This window comes from Variovorax sp. 10N420, from assembly GCF_056394705.1.
In genome coordinates, this window is sequence record NZ_JBFTIJ010000007.1 from 110,873 (window position 1) to 132,649 (window position 21,777).

The 21,777-nt window shown below is 61.8% G+C and carries 22 protein-coding genes and 2 tRNA genes; 6 read left to right on the forward strand and 18 right to left on the reverse strand.

All coding sequences use genetic code 11. The features are described from left to right. Genes AC1DEK_RS19255 through surE form a run of 3 tightly spaced genes read right to left on the reverse strand, consistent with a single transcriptional unit; the run spans window position 1 to window position 2,502 of the window. Window positions 1-951 (reverse strand): peptidoglycan DD-metalloendopeptidase family protein, encoded by a 951-nt coding sequence (locus AC1DEK_RS19255; protein ID WP_478126875.1) that lies wholly within the window; start codon window positions 949-951, stop codon window positions 1-3. Between the two features lie 11 nt (window positions 952-962). Continuing rightward, complete coding sequence (locus AC1DEK_RS19260; protein ID WP_478127083.1) at window positions 963-1,736, reverse strand: protein-L-isoaspartate(D-aspartate) O-methyltransferase; 774 nt, start codon at window positions 1,734-1,736, stop codon at window positions 963-965. A 1-nt stretch (window position 1,737) separates the two neighbouring features. Then, window positions 1,738-2,502, reverse strand: a complete 765-nt coding sequence (gene surE, locus AC1DEK_RS19265) for a 5'/3'-nucleotidase SurE (RefSeq protein ID WP_478126876.1) — start codon at window positions 2,500-2,502, stop codon at window positions 1,738-1,740. A 126-nt stretch (window positions 2,503-2,628) separates the two neighbouring features. On the opposite strand from surE, the gene AC1DEK_RS19270 reads away from it, so the two are divergent. Then, the gene (locus AC1DEK_RS19270; RefSeq protein ID WP_478126877.1) at window positions 2,629-3,615 is read left to right on the forward strand and encodes an NADPH:quinone oxidoreductase family protein; all 987 of its coding nucleotides are present in this window, start codon (window positions 2,629-2,631) and stop codon (window positions 3,613-3,615) included. A gap of 63 nt (window positions 3,616-3,678) precedes the next feature. Here the strand turns inward: AC1DEK_RS19270 and AC1DEK_RS19275 are convergent, their stop codons facing one another. The 10 genes from AC1DEK_RS19275 to AC1DEK_RS19320 all read right to left on the reverse strand — a co-directional run bounded on the left by AC1DEK_RS19275 (window position 3,679) and on the right by AC1DEK_RS19320 (window position 11,896). Further along, the gene (locus AC1DEK_RS19275) at window positions 3,679-4,017 is read right to left on the reverse strand and encodes an H-NS histone family protein (protein WP_478126878.1); all 339 of its coding nucleotides are present in this window, start codon (window positions 4,015-4,017) and stop codon (window positions 3,679-3,681) included. A 119-nt stretch (window positions 4,018-4,136) separates the two neighbouring features. Next, window positions 4,137-4,212: transfer RNA gene (locus tag AC1DEK_RS19280), tRNA-His, on the reverse strand. Between the two features lie 30 nt (window positions 4,213-4,242). Next, window positions 4,243-6,156: a SurA N-terminal domain-containing protein gene (locus AC1DEK_RS19285; protein WP_478126879.1), complete on the reverse strand. Its 1,914-nt coding sequence runs from the start codon at window positions 6,154-6,156 to the stop codon at window positions 4,243-4,245. Between the two features lie 74 nt (window positions 6,157-6,230). Then, window positions 6,231-6,306 (reverse strand) — tRNA-Val (locus AC1DEK_RS19290). 13 nt (window positions 6,307-6,319) lie between these two features. Next, entirely contained in the window at window positions 6,320-6,592 is a 273-nt protein-coding gene (locus AC1DEK_RS19295) for an HU family DNA-binding protein (RefSeq protein ID WP_007830705.1), read from the reverse strand. A 223-nt stretch (window positions 6,593-6,815) separates the two neighbouring features. Continuing rightward, on the reverse strand, window positions 6,816-7,901 hold the full coding sequence (locus AC1DEK_RS19300) for a tartrate dehydrogenase (protein ID WP_478126880.1): 1,086 nt from the start codon (window positions 7,899-7,901) through the stop codon (window positions 6,816-6,818). A gap of 64 nt (window positions 7,902-7,965) precedes the next feature. After that, the gene (locus AC1DEK_RS19305) at window positions 7,966-8,847 is read right to left on the reverse strand and encodes a DMT family transporter (RefSeq protein WP_478126881.1); all 882 of its coding nucleotides are present in this window, start codon (window positions 8,845-8,847) and stop codon (window positions 7,966-7,968) included. Then, on the reverse strand, window positions 8,844-9,410 hold the full coding sequence (gene pgsA / locus AC1DEK_RS19310; protein WP_478126882.1) for a CDP-diacylglycerol--glycerol-3-phosphate 3-phosphatidyltransferase: 567 nt from the start codon (window positions 9,408-9,410) through the stop codon (window positions 8,844-8,846). Before pgsA ends, AC1DEK_RS19305 begins: the two co-directional genes overlap by 4 nt. Window positions 9,411-9,447: 37 nt before the next feature. Further along, on the reverse strand, window positions 9,448-11,409 hold the full coding sequence (gene uvrC, locus AC1DEK_RS19315; protein ID WP_478126883.1) for an excinuclease ABC subunit UvrC: 1,962 nt from the start codon (window positions 11,407-11,409) through the stop codon (window positions 9,448-9,450). Window positions 11,410-11,413: 4 nt separating this feature from the next. After that, complete coding sequence (locus AC1DEK_RS19320; RefSeq protein WP_478126884.1) at window positions 11,414-11,896, reverse strand: OsmC family protein; 483 nt, start codon at window positions 11,894-11,896, stop codon at window positions 11,414-11,416. Window positions 11,897-11,943: 47 nt separating this feature from the next. Here AC1DEK_RS19320 and earP point away from each other — a divergent pair, with 47 nt between their 5' ends. The 3 genes from earP (at window position 11,944) to AC1DEK_RS19335 (ending at window position 14,659) form a co-directional block, all read left to right on the forward strand. After that, window positions 11,944-13,011, forward strand: coding sequence for an elongation factor P maturation arginine rhamnosyltransferase EarP (earP, locus tag AC1DEK_RS19325; protein WP_478126885.1), 1,068 nt, complete (start codon window positions 11,944-11,946; stop codon window positions 13,009-13,011). A gap of 106 nt (window positions 13,012-13,117) precedes the next feature. Continuing rightward, on the forward strand, window positions 13,118-13,672 hold the full coding sequence (efp, locus tag AC1DEK_RS19330) for an elongation factor P (RefSeq protein ID WP_028253416.1): 555 nt from the start codon (window positions 13,118-13,120) through the stop codon (window positions 13,670-13,672). A gap of 120 nt (window positions 13,673-13,792) precedes the next feature. Continuing rightward, on the forward strand, window positions 13,793-14,659 hold the full coding sequence (locus AC1DEK_RS19335; protein ID WP_478126886.1) for an LOG family protein: 867 nt from the start codon (window positions 13,793-13,795) through the stop codon (window positions 14,657-14,659). A 14-nt stretch (window positions 14,660-14,673) separates the two neighbouring features. Here the strand turns inward: AC1DEK_RS19335 and AC1DEK_RS19340 are convergent, their stop codons facing one another. The 5 genes from AC1DEK_RS19340 to pncB are packed head-to-tail and all read right to left on the reverse strand — an operon-like array spanning window position 14,674 to window position 20,860. Then, window positions 14,674-15,855 carry an MFS transporter gene (locus tag AC1DEK_RS19340; RefSeq protein WP_478126887.1) on the reverse strand — a complete coding sequence of 394 codons (1,182 nt, stop codon included), beginning with the start codon at window positions 15,853-15,855 and terminating at the stop codon, window positions 14,674-14,676. Further along, on the reverse strand, window positions 15,852-17,204 hold the full coding sequence (locus AC1DEK_RS19345; RefSeq protein WP_478127084.1) for a DNA recombination protein RmuC: 1,353 nt from the start codon (window positions 17,202-17,204) through the stop codon (window positions 15,852-15,854). The genes AC1DEK_RS19340 and AC1DEK_RS19345 overlap by 4 nt, the downstream gene beginning before the upstream one ends. A 19-nt stretch (window positions 17,205-17,223) precedes the next feature. After that, the gene (locus AC1DEK_RS19350; protein WP_478126888.1) at window positions 17,224-18,210 is read right to left on the reverse strand and encodes a 2-hydroxyacid dehydrogenase; all 987 of its coding nucleotides are present in this window, start codon (window positions 18,208-18,210) and stop codon (window positions 17,224-17,226) included. Next, window positions 18,207-19,580, reverse strand: coding sequence for a sodium:proton antiporter (locus tag AC1DEK_RS19355; RefSeq protein ID WP_478127085.1), 1,374 nt, complete (start codon window positions 19,578-19,580; stop codon window positions 18,207-18,209). The genes AC1DEK_RS19350 and AC1DEK_RS19355 overlap by 4 nt, the downstream gene beginning before the upstream one ends. Before the next feature lie 59 nt (window positions 19,581-19,639). Then, window positions 19,640-20,860 (reverse strand): nicotinate phosphoribosyltransferase, encoded by a 1,221-nt coding sequence (gene pncB, locus AC1DEK_RS19360; protein ID WP_478126889.1) that lies wholly within the window; start codon window positions 20,858-20,860, stop codon window positions 19,640-19,642. A 187-nt stretch (window positions 20,861-21,047) separates the two neighbouring features. Between pncB and AC1DEK_RS19365 the strand changes: the two genes are divergently transcribed. Continuing rightward, the gene (locus AC1DEK_RS19365; RefSeq protein WP_478126890.1) at window positions 21,048-21,278 is read left to right on the forward strand and encodes a CsbD family protein; all 231 of its coding nucleotides are present in this window, start codon (window positions 21,048-21,050) and stop codon (window positions 21,276-21,278) included. Between the two features lie 63 nt (window positions 21,279-21,341). Beyond that, on the forward strand, window positions 21,342-21,761 hold the full coding sequence (locus tag AC1DEK_RS19370; protein ID WP_478126891.1) for a hypothetical protein: 420 nt from the start codon (window positions 21,342-21,344) through the stop codon (window positions 21,759-21,761). Window positions 21,762-21,777: the final 16 nt, after the last annotated feature.

Consider the following 21,777-nt stretch of genomic DNA (forward strand, 5'->3'; position numbering starts at 1 on the left):
CTAGCGCTGTGGCAGGTACCGAGCCGGGTCGACCGGCTTGCCCTGACGACGAATTTCAAAGTGCAGCTTCACTCGGTCTGCGTCGCTGTTGCCCATTTCCGCGATCTTCTGTCCCTTTTGAACGGACTGATCTTCCTTGACCAGCAGTGTGCGGTTGTGCGCGTAAGCAGTGAGATAGGTGTTGTTGTGCTTGAGGATGATGAGGTTGCCATAGCCCCTCAAGCCCGCACCCGCGTAGACCACCCGGCCATCGGCCGCGGCGAGTACAGAGTCGCCAGCCTTGCCGCTAATATCGAGGCCCTTGTTCTTGGCTTCGTCGAAGCCGGCGATCAACGAACCTTGCGCCGGCCAGATCCAGCCCACATCTTCGTCACCGGATGCCGCAGCTGCGGGCGATGTTGGCGACGCTGTGATGGGCGAAGCTGGCTTTGCCGCTGCGGAGGCACCCGCCGCCGCTGCTGCCGCGGCAGTTGCCGGCGCTACGATGGGCTGCGTGACTGGCCGAGTGACGACGCCGGATGCTTCCGCACCGGCAGCCGCCGAAGCAGGCGATCCTGCAGCCGTCGCGCCTCCGGGGGCTGGAGGAATGACGCGCAACACTTGGCCGACTTCGATCAGATCGGGATTGTCGAGATTGTTCCAGCGCGCGATGTTCTGCCAGCTCTGGCCCGTTTCGGTGCCGATGCGGCGGATGGTGTCACCAGGACGAACGGCGTAATAGCCAGGCTTGCCATAGTTCTCGATTCCGGGAAGCGGCTTGCCCGACGCATCGGTGGTGATGGGGGGAACGCCCGGCGTCGCGCTTGCATTCGACCCTGCGACCGGTGCACGCGTCATGGTGCCGCGGTCTTCGACTGGCACCTGACCGCGTGGTGCTCCACACCCCGCAATCACGAGCGCGGACACCAGCGTCACGCCGGCGAGCCAGCCCCGATTGCCAAAACCCTGCATGTGTTCTTCCTTCAAGCAATTCCCGATTTTAGGGGGACAAAGTGGACCGCCTCAAGAATGCGGCGCTCGAGTCCGCGGGCAGTTTTATCGATCACGACCAAAGCTTGTCCGCCGGTCGCGGATGATGTCGGGGCAACGATCCGGCCACCTACCGCAAGCTGTGTGACCCACGCCTCGGGCACCGTCTCTCCGCCCGCCGCCGCAATGATGGCGGCGTACGGCGCACCTTTGGCGTACCCCACCATCCCATCGCCCAGCAGAAGGTGCACAGTGGCCAAGCGGAAGGGCCGCAGGTTTGCACGAGCACGCTCATGCAGTCCTCGCAAACGCTCGATGCTGTAAACCTCGCTTGCCACTAGACCAAGCACCGCGGCCTGATAGCCACAACCGGTGCCGATCTCGAGCACCCGGCCCAACCGCTGCGCAGGCTTGTTCGCCAAGGCAGGCGCACCAAGCAGCAACTCGATCATCCGTGCGACCACGTTCGGTTTCGAGATTGTTTGGCCCAAGCCGATAGGCAGGCTCGTGTCTTCGTAGGCCTGGTTGACCAACGCGCTGTCGACGAACCGATGCCGTTCAACCGTTCCCATTGCTCGCAGCACGCGTCCGTCCGCGATGCCCTGCGCGGCAAGGCGCTGAACCATGCGCGCGCGCACCGCATCGGATGCCATCGAGGGCGCTCCTTGAATCATCGGTCTGGTGGGCGTCAAGGGTGCCCGGCTGGGAGCGGGAGAAGAGGCCGACGATGTCAGCCGCACGGGAAATCCAGGTCGCTGTGCCGCCATGTCAGGATGGCTCACCCAGCCGAGCCACCGTGTCGCGCCACTGGTCGAGATGAGCGTGATCAGTCAGGTCGATCTGCAGTGGCGTCAGCGCGATATGCCCCGCTGCTGTTGCGTAAAAATCAGTGCCTTCGCCGCTGTCCTTGGCGCCACCTGCCCCGGCGATCCAATACATCGTCTCACCGCGCGGACTGTCCTGCGTGATCACCTTCTCAGCCGAGTGGCGGCGTCCCAACCTGCAGACCTTGACCGACTTCAGTGCATCGAAGGGAAGGTTCGGCACGTTGACGTTCAACAGAAACGCGCCGCCTCCGAGCATCTGATCCCGCTCGATCTGCTCGACCAAGCGCTGCGCAGCACGAGCGGCAGCGTCGATGTGCGCCCATCCTTTTTCGATTTGCGAGAAGGCAATGGCGGGGATGCCGAAAAGATATGCCTCCATCGCAGCCCCGACGGTGCCCGAGTAGATCGTGTCGTCGCCCATGTTGGCACCGTTGTTGATGCCGGAGACAACCAGGTCCGGTCGATAGCCGAGAAGGCCCTTCAGAGCGACATGCACGCAGTCGGCCGGTGTTCCCGTGACGTAGCGAAACCCGTTGTGCGCGGTGTGCACGTACAGAGGCGCCGCCAACGTGAGCGCATTCGACTTGGCGCTGTTGTTGTGCTCAGGCGCGACCACTTCGACTTCCGCAATCTCCTTCAGCGCATCGTGCAAGGCAACGAGGCCAGGAGCCTGGTAACCATCGTCGTTTGAAATAAGTATTTTCATGGCGTCTATGGGTCCGCGCGATTGTAGGCGGCGGACGCGTCACGACTGGGACAACGCGGTCGTTGGAGCCCGCCTATCATGATCCGCATTCTTCACCATCCAGACTCATTGACAGGAGACACGAGCATGCACGCATGGCTTTGCGAAAACCCCACCGGCGTCGACGCACTGACGTGGAAAGAACTGCCGACGCCCCAGCCGGGCCCAGGTCAGGTGCTCATCGAAATCAAGGCGGCCAGCCTGAACTTTCCTGATCTGCTCATCGTGCAGAACAAGTATCAGATAAAGCCGCCGCTGCCCTTCGTTCCAGGCTCCGAATACGCGGGCGTGATCGCTGCGGTCGGTGAAGGTGTCACTCACCTGCGCGTGGCCCAGAACGTTGCATGCCTTTCTGGCACCGGCGGATTCGGCACGCACACGATCGCACCAGCGGCCCTCTGCATGCCACTGCCCGATGGTTTTGGGTATGTCGACGCAGCGGCATTCATCATGATTTATGCCACCTCGTGGCACGCCCTGATGGACCGAGCGCAATTGAAGGCCGGTGAAACCGTGCTCGTACTCGGTGCCGCAGGAGGCGTCGGCACGGCCGCAATACAGATCGCAAAAGCCGCAGGCGCGAAGGTTATTGCAGCGGCGTCGACAGACGAAAAATGCGAGCTCTGCAAATCGATAGGCGCGGACATCACCATCAACTACACCACACATCCAGTGCCCAACGCATTTCGCGATGCCGTCAAAGCGGCGACCGAAGGCAAAGGCCCGGACGTGATTTATGACCCCGTGGGTGGCGAATTCGCCGAGCCGGCGTTCCGTTCGATTGGCTGGCGCGGGCGTTATCTGGTCGTAGGCTTCGCTGCAGGGCCCATTCCCTCGCTGCCTTTGAATTTGATGCTCTTGAAAGGTGCATCCTTGGTTGGCGTGTTCTGGGGGGACTTCGCCAAGCGCGAGTCGAAAGCCAACGCGCAAATGATGGCCGAATTGGCAAAGTGGTATGGCCAAGGGAAGATCAAGCCGGTCATCGACAGCACGATGCCGATGGCGGATCTGAAAGCGGCCTACGCGCACATGGGATCGCGCGGCGTCAAGGGCAAGCTGGTGCTGGTCAACTGAACTGCCAGTCGATCCAACGAAAAAGGCCCGCCGATGCGGGCCTTTTCAATTACCAGGGAGTCCTTACTTGATTTCGAAGTCGGACAGCGATTTACCGGCCGCCAGAGCTTCGGTGACCCACCGCGGCTTACGACCACGGCCACCGGACCAAGTTTCACCGGTCGGGCCGCGATACTTGGCGGCCGACTTGGCAGGCACAGCTGAAACGCTCTTCTTGCCAGCGCGCGCCGAGAGTTTGAGGTCGGTTGCTGTCAACCCGTATTCAGCGATCTTCTTGCGCAGTTCCTCGATCACGCCTGCACGCTCTTGATTTCTAAGCTCTTCGGCTTGCTTTCGCAATTGCGCGATCTGCTCATCGTGCTTCTTGATCTGGGAATTGATGTCGGCAAGGGTTGAGGCCATCGGTGCTAATCCTCCGAATTGGAAAGCGAAAATTCTAATTGAAATCGCAATTGCCGCAACTGCATGAACCAAAAAAAAGCGCCGGCTTGAAGGCCGGCGCTTTTTTTGATCAAGTAGTTTGGGGTGGCTGATGGGACTCGAACCCACGACGACCAGAATCACAATCTGGGACTCTACCAACTGAGCTACAGCCACCGCAGAGCCACGAATTCTAGCGTGAAAAAATCACTTTTCCACGGCTACTGCGGAGTCGGACGGCTTCGACACCAAAATTTCTGCCTTGAACCGATCCTTCAGCATGTCGTAGTAGGCAGCGGTCTCGGCCGCTCCCACCGCTTGCCCTACCTGTTCCGTCTCCTGCTTTGCCACCTCTGGGCTCGGTGGAGTGCGTGGGACCGTCTTGTTGACGCGTACGACTGCGAACCCTTGCGCACCCAGATCCGCGCCGACAAGCGTGGGCAGTTTGGCACCGTCAGCGCGAAGGGCGCTTTCGATCACTGCAGCCGGTTGCGACTGCGTCTCCAGCCGAGAGACCGTGATTGGCGCACCGAGGTTTGCGCCAGCCGGATTCGCCTGCCATGCGGCAAGCTTGGCAAGGCCCTCTGCCTTTGCAAGCGCCGCGGAGCGTTCGGCGATCAGCTGCGTGCGAACCTTTTCCTTGACCTCCTCGAACGGCAGCGCGCGAGCGGGCGAATATTGGGTCACACGCCCGGAGGCTAGTTGATTCGGACCGATTTCAACCGCCTCGGTGTTGTGCTTGCGCTCGATCGAATCGGGGGCGAACAGGGCATTCAGGAAATTGCGGCTTGCCAATGGGCCGGTGACACCTGGGGCGGGAGTCCGTCCGACATTGTTGGCCGATTGAATCGTAAGCTTCAGCTTTTCGGCCGCGGGCTTGAGACTATCGGGCTGCTGATAAACGACGTCCGTGAAGATCTCTGCCGCCTTGGCAAATTCCTGCGTCGCTTGTTGGCTACGCACTTCGTTCTCGATGGTCGCGCGAACCTTTTCGAATGGCGGCACAACAGCCGGCTTGATGTCGTTGAGCTGGATGATGTGATAGCCGAATTCAGTCTCGACCACGTTGCTGATCTCGCCCTTCTTGAGCGCAAACATCGCGTCCTCAAATGGCTTCACCATCGCGCCGCGAGTGACGAAATCCAGATCGCCGCCTTTTTCAGCCGATCCTGGGTCCTGCGAATTCTTGCGTGCGACCTCTGCAAATGTGCTCGGCGCCTTTTGAACTTCTGCAAGCAATTGCTCCGCCTTCGCGCGCGCCTTTTCGCGTTCGGCTGCAGGAGCGCTGGCGGGCGCGGCAATGAGGATGTGGCTTGCTCGTCGCTCTTCCTTCGTGCCGAAGCGGGCGCTGTTCTGATCGTAGTAACTGCGAAGATCGGCTTCGCTGACGGAAATGTTCTTCTTTGCGGCCTCGAGATCGAGAACCAGGTATTCGACGCTGGCTTGCTCGGGTGCACGGAATTGCGCGGCATGCTCCCTGTAGAACGATTGGAGATCATCGTCGCTGACGCTGACCTTCGAAGCGAAGTCGGCCGGCTTGAAAAGCGACACCTGGATCTCACGACGGTCGTAGTAGGCATTGAGTGTTGTCGCGGCCTGGGCAGCGGTCGCGAACGAAGTGCCTGATACGCCGAGCGAGACTTGCTGCGTTGCCAGGTCCGCCCGAACCGCCGCCTCGTATTGCTCAGGCGTACGTCCAGTTGCGCGCATGAAGGTTTCCCGATCGAACTTGCCGTCCGGCGTGCGGAACGACGCGAGGCCTGCGTCTTCGGCGAAAAGGCGGGCAAGCCGCTCTTCGGACACGGTCATGTTCGACTTGGATGCCGCTGCCTGCAGCACACGCTCACGAACCATGCGCTCGAGCGTTGCATAGCGCGCTGCATCGGAGTCGAGCATTGCGGGTTCGATGTTGGGGGCCTGCTGGCGAATCCGGTCGACTTCATTGCGATGCTGCTGATCCCACTCGGGGCGCGTGATGTCGGTGCCCGCCACGTGCGCAACCGTCTCGCCTTGGCCGCCACCCTGATACCGGTCGACGCCAAACAGCACGAACGACGGAATGATCAGCAAGAACAAGAGCACCATGATGATCTTGTTGTACTTGCGGAAGGAATCAAACATGCTTGAGGCTCTCTCTGACGAATTGCGGAACGGCAACAAAAAAGGCGAACACTCTGTTCGCCTTTGCATCGGGGTGGTGGGTGCTGAGGGGCTCGAACCCCCGACCTACGCCTTGTAAGGGCGCCGCTCTACCAGCTGAGCTAAGCACCCCCGAAACAGTATCTCAGTTCAATGCGTCCTTGAGCGCCTTGCCTGGACGGAACTTTGGAATCTTGGCGGCCTTGATTTTAATCGCGTCGCCAGTGCGTGGATTGCGACCGGTCCGCGCGGCGCGCTTGCCGACTGCGAAAGTGCCAAAACCGACGAGCGACACGGAGCCGCCTTTTTTGAGCGTGGTACGAATGGCGCCGATGGTGGACTCGAGTGCGCGCGTCGCAGCGGCTTTGGAAATGTCGGCGTTTTTTGCGATGTGCTCAATCAGTTCGGTCTTGTTCACAAGGGCCCCTTGCAGAAAAAAATGTTGATCAGGGTCAGAAGCGATCCCGTCCCCGCGACCAAGCCGCGGGGTACATGAATGGATAAGGGTGGCAGTTCTGACGCGCCGGCAGCGCACTGCCGACAGGGATTACAACCACTGGTCTACGGGGTGTCAATACGACACTCACCCCATAGACCACGGCAAGGAGCGCGATTTTAGTGGCGTTTTCATGAAGCCGTTTTCAAAGCGCTTCAGCAATCGCTCGACCGAGATCGACCGTGTTCCCCGTACCACCGATGTCCGGCGTGCGCGGGGCACCGCTGTCGGGCGCGAGTACCTTTTCGATCGCCGCCAGGATCGCGTCGTGCGCGGCCTTGTGCCCCAGGAACTCGAGCATCATTGCGCCGCACCAGATCTGTCCGATGGGATTCGCGATGCCTTTGCCCGCGATGTCGGGTGCCGAGCCGTGGACGGGTTCAAAGAGCGAAGGCGTCGTGCGCTCGGGATTCAGGTTGGCACTGGGCGCGATGCCGATGGTGCCGGTGCATGCCGGCCCGAGGTCCGAGAGGATGTCGCCGAAGAGATTGCTCGCGACGACCACGTCGAAGAAATCCGGCCGCTGCACGAAATGAGCCGTGAGGATGTCGATGTGAAACTTGTCCAGGTTGACCCCCGGATAGCTCTTCGCCATCGCGGCGACGCGCTCGTCCCAATATGGCATCGTGATGGAGATGCCGTTGGACTTGGTTGCGCTGGTGAGATGCTTTTTGGGCCGTGATTGAGCAAGCTCGAAGGCGAACTCGAGCACGCGATCCACACCCACGCGCGACATCACCGTTTCCTGCACAACGATCTCCCGCGCAGTGCCCTCGTACATGCGCCCTCCGATGCTCGAATACTCGCCTTCGGTGTTCTCGCGCACGATGTACATGTCGATCTCGCCAGGCTGTCGCGGCGTGCCGTCGCGCCTCACCACCGGCGCAATGATGCCCGGCATCAGGCGAGCAGGGCGCAGGTTGATGTACTGGTCGAACTCGCGCCGGAACAGCAGCAGCGAGCCCCACAGCGAGATGTGATCAGGGATCTTCTCTGGCCAACCGACGGCGCCGAAGAAGATGGCGTCGTGCCCGCCGATCTGGTCTTTCCAGTCGTCGGGCAACATTTTTCCGTGCTTCTCGCAGTAGTCCCAGCTCGAGAAGTCGAAGTGGTCGAACTTCAGGTCGATGCCGAACTTGCGGGCCGCTGCGTCGATCACGCGCAAGCCTTCGGGCATGGTTTCCTTGCCGATGCCGTCGCCAGCAATGACTGCGATATGTTGGGTACTCATGTCTCGATGCTCGGGTGCCGCTTTGAAGAATGAAACGCCATTGTGCGTCGCTTGCACCAGGGATTCAGCGGCCGCCGCGAACAGCGAGGCTCACACCGACGGCCGTGATGGCAATGCCCGCGAGCGTCATGGCCGTGATCGGTTCGGAAAACAACAGCCACGCCATCACGGCCGTGCACGGCGGCACCAGATAGAGAAGGCTTGTGACGGCAGTGGCTGTGCCGCGCTGGATCAGCATGTAAAGCAGTGAGCTACCACCCAGCGATAGCGCCAGCACCGACCATGCCATGGCGCCGCCCGAAGCCACGTTCCAGTGGATGCTTTCCTGCTCCAGCGCAGCAAAGGGCAAGGTGACGATCAGCGCCGCCGCCAGTTGGATGGCGTTGGCGCTGCGCACATCGCACGGCGCCACGAAGCGCTTCTGGTACAGCGTGCCCGACGTGATCGACAGCAGCGCCATGATCGCGAGGCTCATCGTGAGCACGCTCACCTCGCCACCTTCGCCAAGCTTGCGCGATACGACGAGAAGCAATCCGATGAAGCCGAGCAGAAGCCCTGCCCATTGAGGACGCGTGACAGTGCCGCCGCGCAATGAAAGCCAGATCGCGGTCAATACCGGCTGGATGCCGACAAGCAGCGCGACCAAGCCCGAACCCATGCCCGCCCGTACTGCCGCCCACACACCGCCCAGATAACCCGCTTGCATCAACACGCCCGTGACGGCGAGATGACCCCACTGCATCCGCTCGCGGGGCCAAGTGACGCGCGCGAGCCTTACCCAGACCAGGAAGCAGGCGACCGACAGTGCGTAGCGCACAACCAGGAACTTCAAAGGTGGCGCATGGGGCATGCCATAGCGCGCCACGATGAAGCCGGTGCTCCAGATGAGCACGAAGACACCCGGCATCGCTCGCAACCAGCCCGCCGAGCGGGCTGCAACGCTCATTTGGCCCGCGCCCGAATTTCGGGGATTGCTTTTTGGAGGTAATAGACCATCGACCAGACCGTGAGGACTGCGGAAATCCAGATCAGCCACTGGCCCCAGGCACCGGTGTCGATCGAGCCGAACAAAGTGCCATTGAAGAGCAGGAACGGGATTGCGATCATCTGCACCGCCGTTTTGACCTTGCCGAGCATATGAACCGCAACGCTCTTGCCAGCCCCGATCTGGGCCATCCACTCGCGCAGCGCCGAGATGGCGATCTCGCGGCCGATGATGATCAGCGCCACGAACACATCGGCCCGATTCAGGTGCACCAGCACGAGCAGCGATGCGCATACGAGGAATTTGTCGGCGACCGGGTCCAGGAAAGCGCCGAAGGCCGACGTCTGGTTAAGCTTGCGCGCCAGAAAACCGTCGAGCCAGTCCGTCGCGGCGAAGACGATGAACATCACCGTCGCGATGAGATTGCGCATCGGCTCGGACAGCGGCAGATAGAACACGCCCACAATCAACGGAATCGCGACGATGCGCGCCCAGGTCATGATCGTTGGCAGTGTCCAGAACATCGGGTCGATTGTGTCATGGCATGAGGACGGTTCCAGGCTAGTGCAAAGCGCGATAGATTTCCTCTGCGAGGTCCAACGCGATTCCGTCCACCGACGCGATGTCTTCCACGCTCGCCGCCGCGACGCCGCGGATGCCTCCGAAGCGTTGAAGCAATCGAGCGCGGCGCTTTGGGCCGATTCCAGGGATGTCTTCGAGTTGGCTGCCGCCGACGCGCACCTTGGCTCGCTTGGCCCGCATGCCGGTGATGGCGAAGCGATGCGCCTCGTCGCGGATCTGCGCCACGAGCATCAGCGCCGCAGAATCCCGCCCGAGGTAGACCTTTTCCCGACCGTCCGCGAAGACAAGTTCTTCAAGCCCGACCTTGCGCCCCTCGCCCTTCTCCACGCCGACGATCAGCGACAGCGGCAATCCAAGTTCGCTGAATACCTCGCGCGCCATGGAGACCTGCCCCTTGCCGCCGTCGACCAGCACCAGATCGGGCATGCGTGCAGAGCGCGTGCCCGGCGGGGCGTCCGAACCTGCGCCAGCGGCGTCCCCAGCGGGCGGCGCATCCGTTTCGGCCGCCATGGCCTCCGCCAGCTTGCCGTAGCGACGGTGCAGCACCTGGCGCATCGCGGCGTAGTCGTCGCCGGGCGTGATGCCTTCGATGTTGTAGCGGCGGTACTCACGGTTCTGCATCGCATGATGCTCGAACACCACGCATGAGGCCTGGGTCGCTTCGCCGGCAGTGTGCGAAATGTCGAAGCACTCGACCCGGAAGGTGTCGAGATCGTCCGGCGCGAGTTCGAGCGCATCGACCAGGGCTCGTGTGCGCGCCTGCTGCGAGCCCTCTTCCGCGAGCAAGCGTGCGAGTTGCAGGCTCGCGTTCTTGCACGCCATCTCCAGCCAGTGGCGTCGCTGCTCGCGAGGCTGGAACACCGCCGTGATGCGCGTACCGGCCTGCTGCGACACCGCCTCGATCAGATCGCGGCTGACAAGTTCGCTCAGAACCAGCGTCGCAGGCACGGGGACATCGATGTAGTGCTGCGCGATAAACGCTTCGAGCACCTGAACCTCGACAGCGACGGAGACAGGCGATGCGTCGTCGTCTTCGACATCGCGCTCGCCATGCTGCATCTGCGCGGCGTCCTCGACGTGCACCGGAAAGTACGCCCTGTCGCCCAAGTGCCGACCGCCGCGCACCATCGCCAGGTTGACGCAGGCCTTGCCGCCCTGCACCTTCACCGCGAGGATGTCGACGTCCTTGTCCGAGGCAATTTCCACCGACTGCTGGTGCAAGACGCGTGACAGTGCCGACATCTGGTTGCGCAATTCGGCCGCTTGCTCAAACTCGAGCTTCTCGGCGTGCGACATCATCCGCGCCTCCAACTGCGTGAGCACGGCTTGCGTGTCGCCCATCAGGAAGGCTTCGGCATTGGCGACGTCCTGCGCGTAATCTGCAGGCGCGATGTAGTTCACGCAGGGTCCGCTGCAGCGCTTGATCTGATAGAGCAGGCAAGGCCGCGTCCGGTTGCTGAAGACCGTGTCCTCGCACGTGCGCAGCCTGAAGACCTTCTGCAGCAGTTGAATCGACTCCTTCACCGCCCATGCGCTCGGGTAGGGACCGAAATACCGGTGCTTTCGATCGACCGAGCCCCGGTAGTAGGCCAGCCGCGGAAAAGCATGCGAAGCAATCTTGAGGTAGGGATAGCTCTTGTCGTCGCGAAAAAGAATGTTGTAGCGCGGCTTGAGCGTCTTGATGAGGTTGTTCTCGAGAAGCAACGCCTCGGCCTCGGAGCGGACCACCGTCGTCTCCATCCGGGCGATCTTCGAGATCATGTGGCCGATGCGCGTGCCGGCGTGGTTCTTCTGGAAATAGTTGGCCACACGCTTCTTTAGATTGCGTGCCTTGCCCACGTAGAGCACGGCGCCCGCCGCGTCGAAATATCGATAGACGCCAGGCAACTGCGGCAACGCCGCCACTTCGCTGAGCAACTGTTCTGAATGCGTTTCTGACATGTCTTTATCGGGATTGCGCGCCGGGCAGCACCGGCTCGCATCGCACGTCGGTCTTGACCGAATTGGCGATGAAACATTGATCGTGCGCCAAATGGTGCATCTCTTCGATCTGCTCATGGGACGGGAGCTTTTCGCCGGAAAAGCGCACGTCTGGTTGCAGCGTGACAACGGTGATCATGATCTTGCCGGTCGCGCCGCGCCCCATCTTTCCGGTCGCATGGTCGCTATACCGATCCACGCAGAAGCCGCGCTCCGCAGCGATCGACAGGAACCACAGCATGTGGCAACTGGACAGCGACGCCACGAAAGCCTCTTCGGGGTCGACCGCCGCGGGGTCGGACAGCGGCACCGGCACCACGTGCGGCGACGAGGATCCGACCCATTCGGCGCCGCCGTCGAAGCGAATCGCGTGGCGGCGGCTGTACCGGTTTCCAAGGAAGTCCTGGTCGCCGCGCTGCCAGAGGATGTCGGCCGAATGCTGTGACATGAATGCCGTCTCCGGTGTCGTCATAAGGGGCTGTAGAGTATCCCGCGATGCGTTGGGACATTTTCTGCAAGGTGATTGACAACCACGGCGATGTCGGCGTCTGCTGGCGCCTCGCAGTCGCGCTGGCGAGCGCTGGGGAGACGGCTCGGCTCTGGATTGACGAGCCTTCCGCACTGAAATGGATGGCCCCCGATGGCTGCGAAGGCGTCACCGTCATCGTCTGGAAAAAACAGGTTGCGGCGGAGCAACTCGCTGCCCCGGGGCCCGACGTGCTGATTGAAGCCTTCGGTTGCGATCCGGCGCCAGGTGTCGTGGCGCTCTTCGCCCAGCAGCATCACGATTCCGGCATCGGCAACCGCTGGATCAACCTGGAGTACCTGTCGGCCGAGCCCTATGTCGAGCGCCTGCATGGACTGCCCTCCCCTGTCTTCCGCGAGCCAGCGGCCGGACTCACGAAGCATTTTTTCTATCCTGGATTCACGGCGGCGACCGGTGGGCTCTTGCGGGAGCCTGAGTTGATGGCGCGGAGGGAGCGCTTCGATCGTGCGGCATGGCTGGCGCAGCAGGGAATTCCGTGGCAGGGAGAACGACTCGTCTCTCTGTTCTGCTACGAGCCCGCGGCGCTTTCGGACTTGCTGGCGCAGTTGCAATCCGCTGGACAACCAAGCCGCCTTCTCGTCACGGCTGGCCGCGCGGCGGCAGCCTTGCCAGTTGGGCCTGCGCAACGGGGCGCCCTTTCCATTTCGTGGCTGCCCTACATGTCGCATCAGGATTTCGACCATCTGCTTTGGGCGTGCGACCTGAATTTCGTTCGCGGAGAAGATTCACTGACAAGAGCGCTGTGGGCCGGCGCGCCTTTCGTCTGGCAGATTTATCCGCAGGACGACGACGCCCACCACAACAAACTCAATGCGTTACTCGACTGGCTGCAAGCACCGCCCTCTCTGCGCAGGTTTCACCATCTCTGGAATGGCGTCGCCCCGGGGCCCCTTCCGGAGTTGGACCCGACGACGCTCGCAGCCTGGAACGCCGCGGCGCTCACGGCTCGCGCCCGCCTCCTGGCGCAGGATGACCTTTTGACGCGCTTGCGGCGCTTCGTCGCCCAAAAAAGCTAAAATTGCGGGCTTTGCGGATTTCCGGCCGGTTTCACCCGTAGCCCGCCTTCCGCTGAACCGCCGCAGTGCATGTGCAACGAGCGGCTTACATCCAGAGACCCTGAATATGAAAATCGCTCAAGAAATCCGTGCCGGCAATGTGATCATGCATGGCAAGGACCCAATGGTCGTCCTCAAGACTGAATACAGCCGCGGCGGCCGCAATTCCGCCACTGTTCGCATGAAGCTCAAGAGCCTGATTGCCAACTTCAATACCGAAGTGGTCTTCAAGGCCGACGACAAGATCGACCAGATCGTGCTCGACAAAAAAGAGTGCACCTACTCCTACTTTGCAGACCCGATGTATGTCTGCATGGACACCGAGTACAACCAGTACGAAGTCGAAGCCGAGAACATGGGCGATTCGCTCAATTACCTCGAAGACGGCATGCCCGTTGAAGTGGTGTTCTACGACGGCAAGGCCATTTCGGTCGAACTGCCCACCAGCGTCGAGCGCGAAATCACCTGGACCGAGCCAGCCGTCAAGGGCGACACCTCTGGCAAGGTCATGAAGCCAGCCAAGATTTCCACCGGCTTTGAAATCGGCGTGCCGCTCTTCGTTGCACAAGGCGACCGCATCGAAATCGACACCCGCACTGGCGAATATCGCAAGCGCGTCTAAGCAATTGAACGTCCTGGTGGATCAAAAAACTGGCTCCTGCGGGAGCCTTTTTTACGTCGCTCGAATGCCAGGTCCGAAAACTGCAAGGCGCACAATTCAGGATCGCTTTTTCGCAAGACCATGCCCAACAGTACACACGACCTTCACGACAAACGCCTCGCCGACGCCTGGGCCACCCTGCAGTCTCACGCCGACAAGGGGCTTCCGCTGAACACCGATCCATCGCGACTGGCGTTCGCCGATCCCGAATTCCTGCTGCGCCGCGAAACACGCGGGCTTCGCATGCAGTTGGAGCTGATGAAGCCCGACATCGAAATGCGTGCCCACGGAATTGAAAACACGGTGGTGGTCTTCGGCAGCGCCCGCTTTCGCAGCGAAGAAGAATCCGGAGCGCTGATCGCGCAGGCCGAAGCCGCCGGTGACACCGTTGCCGCGACACGCTGGCGCAAGCTCGCGCGCAGCTCGCACTACTACGAAAAGGCGCGCGCCTTCGGCAAACTGGTCGCGCAATACAGCAATGAGCGGGATCCGGAAGACAAGCTCTTCGTCTGCACCGGCGGCGGCCCCGGCATCATGCAGGCCGCGAACCGGGGCGCGTACGAAGGCGGAGGACTTTCCGTAGGCCTCGCCATTGCGCTGCCAATGGAAGAGGAAGCCAATCCTTACGTCACGCCGGCGCTCAGCTTCAAATTCCACTACTTCGCGATCCGGAAGATGCATTTCATGATGCGTGCGAAGGCGCTGGTCGCCTTTCCGGGCGGCTTCGGCACGCTGGACGAGCTGTTCGAGGTCATTACACTCGTGCAGACCCGCAAGGCCAAGCCGGTGCCGATCGTCCTTTTCGGCTCCGACTATTGGAAGCAGCTCGTCAATTTCGAGTTTCTTGCCGAGGAAGGGGTGATCTCGCCGGATGACGTCAAGCTGATCGAATACGTCGATGCGCCGCAGAACGCTTGGGACTACATCAAGCGCTTCTACAAGCTCTGACGATCACCTGACGCTCACGCGACGTCGGCCGCGCTGGGGACTCGCAAGCCCCAGACAGCGCGCGTGCCGAGCGCGACCACGCCGCCAACGATCCAGAACACACCCGCCACGCCGATCACCGCCCCCGCGGCGCCGAAGAGCATCGGCATCGCGACGCTGGATGCATTGAGCGTCATCACGCGCAGCCCTAGCGCCTCGCCGTGGCGTGCATGGGGCGTGATCTGGTGCAGCATGCTCATGACCATCGGCTGCACGGCACCGAGAGCAATGCCCAGCAGCACCGAACATATGCCCATGCCAACGGCCGAGGTCATCAACGGGTAGGCCGCAAACACCAGCGCAGTGATGACGTTCGATCCGGTGATCACGGTCCGCTCGCTCAGGCGAGAGGCCACGATCGGCAGCACGACCCGGATAGCGGCCGCCGCAACGGCAAAGGCTCCAAGAATGGAGCCGATCATCGACGCGCTCAGCCCGCGTTCGTGCCCGAGGATCGGCAAGACGAACGTATGCACGTCCCACGAGGCGGATTGCAGCCAATTGACGAACAACAGGCGCCGAAACATCGGCTGGCTCAGGAGATCCCACGCGCGCGGCTTGGGCGCACCATCGGGCAGGCGGATGGTCGGCAGTTCGGCTGTGCCGCGCGCCAGCATCCAGCACGCAATGGGCAGCAGCGCCAACAGCACGAAAGCCACCCGATAGCCAACCAGATCGCCCGGCACCGGCCCCGCATGGTCGATCAATAGGCCGGTCACGAACGGGCCGACGAAATTTGCAGCCGCCGGCGCGATCGCCAGCCAGCTGAATACCTGCTTGAGCTGTGTCGAATTTGTCGCTGCACGGCCAACGTGGCGCTGCAGTGCGATGACCGCGATGCCGGTGGCACCACCGGTGAGCAAAGCAGCAACGCAAAGCACGGGGAATACAGGAAAGGCCGCCGCCAGGCCGGCGCCCGAGGTGGCCGCGATGACGGCGATCGACAGCGGTCGCCGCAAGCCATGGCGATCGGCGAAGCGCCCCGCCGGCAACGCCAGAAAAACCTGAGTCAGTGCAAACAGCGACAGCAGCACCCCGACGGCCGCGGCACTATAGCCTTCGCTCAGCGCCAGGAGCGGCGACGCCAGCCGGGTGCCCGTCATCGCCGCGTGCAGGCACACCTGGGCTGCGATGAGCCGTAGCAAGCTGGCGTTCACGCGGCGCCGTCGTCCTCGACGTCGGCCATCGGCAGCATGCCTTGGGTCTGGGACTCAGGGAGTGCCTCGACCTTGCGCAGCGCGAGACGCATCTGCTTGGCGCGGGTGTCCGCCTTGTCGATCGTGTCGGACGCCTTTGCGACCTGCTCCTTGATGCGCGCCACCCATTCGCCGTAGCGCTCGAATTCGGTCTTGACGGCGCCGAGGACTTTCCAGACCTCCGAAGCCTGATGCTCCAATGCCAGTGTGCGAAAGCCCATGTGCAGACTGTTGAGCATCGCCAGCAGCGTGGTCGGGCCGGCCAGCGTCACCCGATGCTGGCGTTGGATCGCGTCCATCAGACCGGGGCGGCGCAGCACTTCGGCATAGAGGCTCTCGACGGGAAGAAAAAGAATCGCGAAGTCCGTGGTGTGCGGCGCCGCCAGGTAGTTTTCCGCGATGGACTTTGCTTCAGAGCGAATGCGCGCTTCGAGCGCCTTGGCAGCGACTTCGGCCGCGCCCGGGTCGGCCCGTTCATGCGCATCGAGCAATCGCTCGTAGTCGTCGCGCGGAAACTTGGCGTCGATGGGCAGCCACACCGGGGAGCCATCATCGCCCCGCCCTGGAAAGCGAATCGCGAAGTCCACGCGCTGGCCGCTGCGCGGCTTGGTCTCGATCTGCTTGGCGTATTGCTCGGTGGTCAACACCTGTTCGAGCAAGGCTTCGAGCTGGACTTCGCCGAACACCCCGCGCGTCTTCACGTTCGTCAGGACACGCTGCAGGCTTCCGACCCCCACCGCCAGCGTCTGCATCTCACCGAGGCCCTTATGGACTTGCTCAAGGCGATCGGCGACCTGCTTGAAGCTCTCGCCGAGGCGCGCCTCCAGCGTGCTCTGGAGCTTCTCGTCGACCGTCTTGCGCATCTCGTCGAGCTTGGCCGTGTTGGTCTGCTGGAGCTGCGCGAGTTGCGTCTCCATCGTGGCACGTACCTCGGCAAGCCGCCGCGCGTTCGATTCGCTCAGTCCCTGCAATTGCGTGTTGAGCGTGTCCCCGAGCGTCTTCTGCAGCAACGTGAGCTGCTGTGCGAAAGCGTCGATCTGCGCGTTTTGCGTGCGCGTGTTTTCCGCACCTTGCTGGACGAGCGCCTGTTGAAAGGTGGAAAACGCCTGCGCCGTCTCCTGGCGAGCGCCGCGAGAGGATTCGCCGATTTCGTGGCGCAGTTCGCGCTCGACGCGCTCGTTGCCGGCCGCCAGTGTCGCGATCAAGAAGGAATGGTCTGGAGGAGTGGGTGGAGGGGGTCTTCGCACCAGCAGCCAGATGACCAGCAAAAAATTCAGGGCCGCCAGGGCCAAGAGGATCCAGGTTTCGATCACGGGTCGCGTTGTCTTTTCAGGGTTTGCCAAGCACGTCCGGATTGAGCGGCGTGACGGGCTTGTTGTTGACGAGATAGCCAATGAGGTTGTCCGCAGCCAGGTCGGCCATGGCGAGCCGCGTCGGAACGGTGGCGCTCGCGATGTGCGGCGTCAGGACGACGTTCGGCACCTTCAGCAGGTCGGGATGGACTTTCGGTTCGCCCTCGAAAACATCGAGGCCGGCGGCGGCGATCCGCTTGTCGCGCAGGGCCGCAGCAAGTGCTGCGTCATCGACGATCCCGCCGCGCGCAATGTTGACCAGCGTGGCCGTCGGCTTCATCAGCGCCAACTCGGCGGCGCCGATGGTGTGGTGCGAGGCCGGTGTATATGGCACCACGAGCACCACGTGATCGGCAGTCCTGAGCAGATCTTCCTTGCTGGCGTAGCTGGCCCTGCAATCGGCTTCCAGCTTGGCATCGAGCCGCGATCGGTTGTGATAGATCACCTTCATGCCGAAGCCCAACGCGCCGCGGCGCGCGATCCCCTGCCCGATTCGGCCCATGCCGATGATGCCGAGCGTGGAGCCGTGAATGTCCGAGCCGGCGAACATGTCGAAGCTCCACTTTTCCCACTTGCCTGCGCGCAAAAAGTGCTCGCTTTCGGCAATGCGGCGGGCCGTGGCCATCAGCAGCGCGAACCCGAAATCGGCTGTGGTTTCGGTCAACACGTCAGGCGCATTGGTGCCGAGCACCCCGCGGGAGGTCATCGCATCGATGTCGAAGTTGTTGTAGCCCACGGCCATGTTGGCGCAGATTTTCAGCTCGGGGCAAGCGCCAAGGACCTCGGCGTCGATGCGCTCGCTGCCGGTGGTGAAGACGCCGACCTTCCCCTGCAACTTCTCGATCAGCTGGGCCTTGGTCCAGCTTTCGTCGTCAGGGTTGGATTGGACTTCGAAGTGCTCTTCAAGCCTCGCGATGGTCTCCGGAAAGATCGCGCGGGCGACCAGGATCTTGGGTTTATTCATGATCGATGAAAGAAGATGAAGCTGACAAGAACAAAGAGCGGCATCAGGATGGCGCCCGACCACAGCATGTAGCCAAAGAAGCTCGGCATGCGCACGCCGCGGCTCTCGGCAATGGCCTTGACCATGAGATTGGGTGCGTTGCCGATGTACGTATTGGCTCCCATGAACACGGCGCCCGCCGACAGCGCGGCCAGCGTCGTCGCATAGGTGGTCATTAGTGCCTGCGGATCACCGCCGGCGGTATTGAAGAACACCAGGTATGTCGGCGCATTGTCGAGGAACGAACTGAGAATGCCGGTGGCCCAGAAATACATGGCTGGATGGGGCTCACCGCCGGGGCGCGTGACCGCCGAGACGACCGCACCGAAAGGACCGTCCACCCCCGCCTTCAGCATAGCGATCACCGGCACGATCGTCAGGAAGATGCCTGCGAAAAGCTTTGCCACTTCGAGCATCGGTCCCCAGCTGAACTGATTGTCGAAGTGCACCTTGGGCGCCGTGATCTTGAGCGACAGCAGGATGATTGCGATGAGCGCCACATCGCGCACGACGCTCGGCAACCCCACCTCAGTGCCAAGAAAATCGAAGCTGATGGGAGATTTCCACAAACCGCTGAGCAGGACGAAAAAAATGGTGGCGGCCAGCAGCAGGAAGTTGACGGCTCCGTCTATGCCGATGGTTTTCGTGTCCGGCGTCGGGTCCACCGGGTACTTGCCCCCGTGCCTGTAGTACCAGGTGTCGAGCACATAGAACAGGACCAGCAGGATGGCGAGCATGAACAAGGTTTCAGGCAGGATGTTCCTTGCGGTCCAGAAGAAATCGACGCCCTTCAGGAAGCCCAGGAAAAGCGGCGGATCGCCCAGCGGGGTCAACGAGCCGCCGATGTTCGACACGATGAAGATGAAGAACACGATCACATGCACCTTGTGCTTGCGCTCGTCGTTGGCGCGGATCAAGGGCCGGATCAGCAGCATCGATGCGCCGGTCGTCCCCATCAGGCTGGCGAGCACGGCTCCCAAGGCCAGGATTCCCGTGTTGAGCTTTGGCGATCCCCGAAGATTTCCGCGGATATGGATTCCGCCCGAAACGGCGAACAACGCGGCCAGCAGGACGATGAAGGGGATGTATTCGGCGACCAGCGCATGCACCAGTTGGACAAGCGCCAGAGGCAAGCCGAAGGTTGCCGCGAAAGGCAGCAGAAAGGCCAGCGCCCAAGCGGCCACGACCTTGCCATAGTGGTGGTGCCAGAACAATGGCGCAATCAGTGGCAGCAGCGCAATCGAAAGCAAGATCCCGGCGAAAGGCACTCCCCATAGCGGAGACAGGCGGGCGCCATCGAACTCGGCCGCCAGCGAGATCGCCGGCAGCATGAGCCCGACGAGTGCCAGTGCGATCGACCGCGCGATGTTCCTTACGGGAGCCACGACCGTCATGCGGAGGGCTGGGCGATCTCGAAGACCTGGCGCAGATAGGCCAGGTATCGCTCGTCTTCGCACATGTTCTTGGATGGCGTATCCGAGAGCTTCGCCACAGGCTGGTCGTTGCAGGCCACCATCTTGATCACGATCTGCAGCGGCTCGTAACCCAGATCGTTGGTCAGGTTGGTGCCGATGCCGAAAGCAAGCTGGCAACGGCCGCGAAACTGCTGGTACAGCTCGACCGTGCGAGGCACTGTCAGGCTGTCGCTGAAGATCAGCGTCTTGGTGAGCGGATCAACGCGGTTGGTTGCGTAGTGTGCAAGCATGCGTTCGCCCCACTGGAACGGATCGCCGCTGTCGTGGCGTGCGCCATCGAAGAGCTTGCAGAAATACAGGTCGAAGTCGCGCAGGAACGCGCTCATGCCGTAGACATCGGAAAGCGCGATTCCCAGGTCGCCGCGATATTCCTTGGCCCACATCTCGAAGCCGAAGATCTGGCTGTCGCGGAGCCGCGGGCCCAGCGCCTGACAGGCCTGCAGGTATTCGTGCGCCATGGTGCCCAGGGGGATCAGGCCCAGCTTCATCGCATACAGCACATTGCTGGTGCCCGCGAATTGCGGCAGCTTCAAATGCCCCTGGGTTTGTTGCGGCGGCGCGGCCACGGCGCCCAGTTGGCCGGCGAGCGTACGCAGCACCTCTTCATGCCAATCCTTGGAAAAGCGGCGGCGCGTGCCGTAATCGGCGATCTTCAGGTCCGAAAGGCCGGCATGCTGTAGCTGCGAGATCTTGGTCTCCAGGCGCCGGCGGCCTTCCGCGAAGTCCGGCTGCGGCTGGGTATTGCGAAAGTACACCTCGTTGACGATCGCGAGCACCGGGATCTCGAAAAGAATGGTGTGCAGCCACGGTCCCTTGATGCGGATCTCGAGCTCGCCGGAAGCCTGCGGGACGATATCGATGTACTTCTCGTTCAGACGGAACAGCCCCAAAAAGTCGACGAAGTCGCTTTTGATGAACCGCATCGAGCGCAGGTAGCTCAATTCGGCATCCTTGAATTGCAGCGAGCAGAGGTGGCGCACTTCTTCGCGGATCTGCCCGGCAAAGCGGGCGAGATCGATGCCGGGATTGCGGCATTTGAAGCGGTATTCGACGCGCGCTCCAGGGAACTGGTGCAGCACCACCTGCATCATCGTGAACTTGTAGAGGTCGGTATCGAGCAGGCTGTGGATGATCATGATGCGGCGCGCTGGTCTCCGTAGTCATTCGGCGTGCGTTCGATTATCACGGGGCGCGTCGGCAAGTGCCTACGGACCCTTCCCCGAGCGTCCTACCGACTTGCTGAGTCCATCACGAGACAGTGTTTTCACGCCGGCAATCAGCTCTCTGACACCGGTGGAGAAACCCAAATTGAAGGAGCTAGTGATGAACAAAGACACCGTCGAAGGCAACTGGAAGCAGCTGAAGGGCAAGATCAAGGAGCAGTGGGGCAAGCTCACCGACGACGACTTCGATGTCATCGCCGGCAAGCGGGACCAGTTGCTCGGGCGCATCCAGGAACGCCATGGCGTCAGCCGCGACGAGGCCGAACAACAGGTGGCGGCCTGGGAAAACCGCGACGGCCGCACACCCGCCATCTGGATGGAACGTGTCTGAGGCAGCCGCTTCGCTCAGCCGGAATCATCCGACCCAGTTCAGCAACTTCAGAGGAACCAAGCCATGAAAAAACATCTGCTCATGATCGCCATTGCATCGACCTGCTGCCTCGTCGCCGGGCAAGCCAGCGCAATGTCATCCGACGAATACAAGGCCGCAAAGGACAAGATCGAGGCTGACTACAAAGCGGACAAGGCGCAGTGCGACGCGCTGAAGGACAACGCCAAGGACGTGTGCGATAAGCAGGCCAAGGGCAAGGAAAACGTTGCCAAGGCCGAACTCGAACAGCAATACAAGCCCAGCGACGCGCACGCCCGCAATGTCGCCGAAGAAAAGGTAAAGGCCAACTACGAAGTCGCGAAGGAAAAATGCGACGACCAGAAGGGCGCAGCCAAGAGCGCTTGCGAGAAGGAAGCCAAGGCCGAGGAAGCGCGCGGCAAGGCGGACATCAAGACGATGAAGATGTCGTCTTCGAAGCAATGAAGATGATGTAGATACA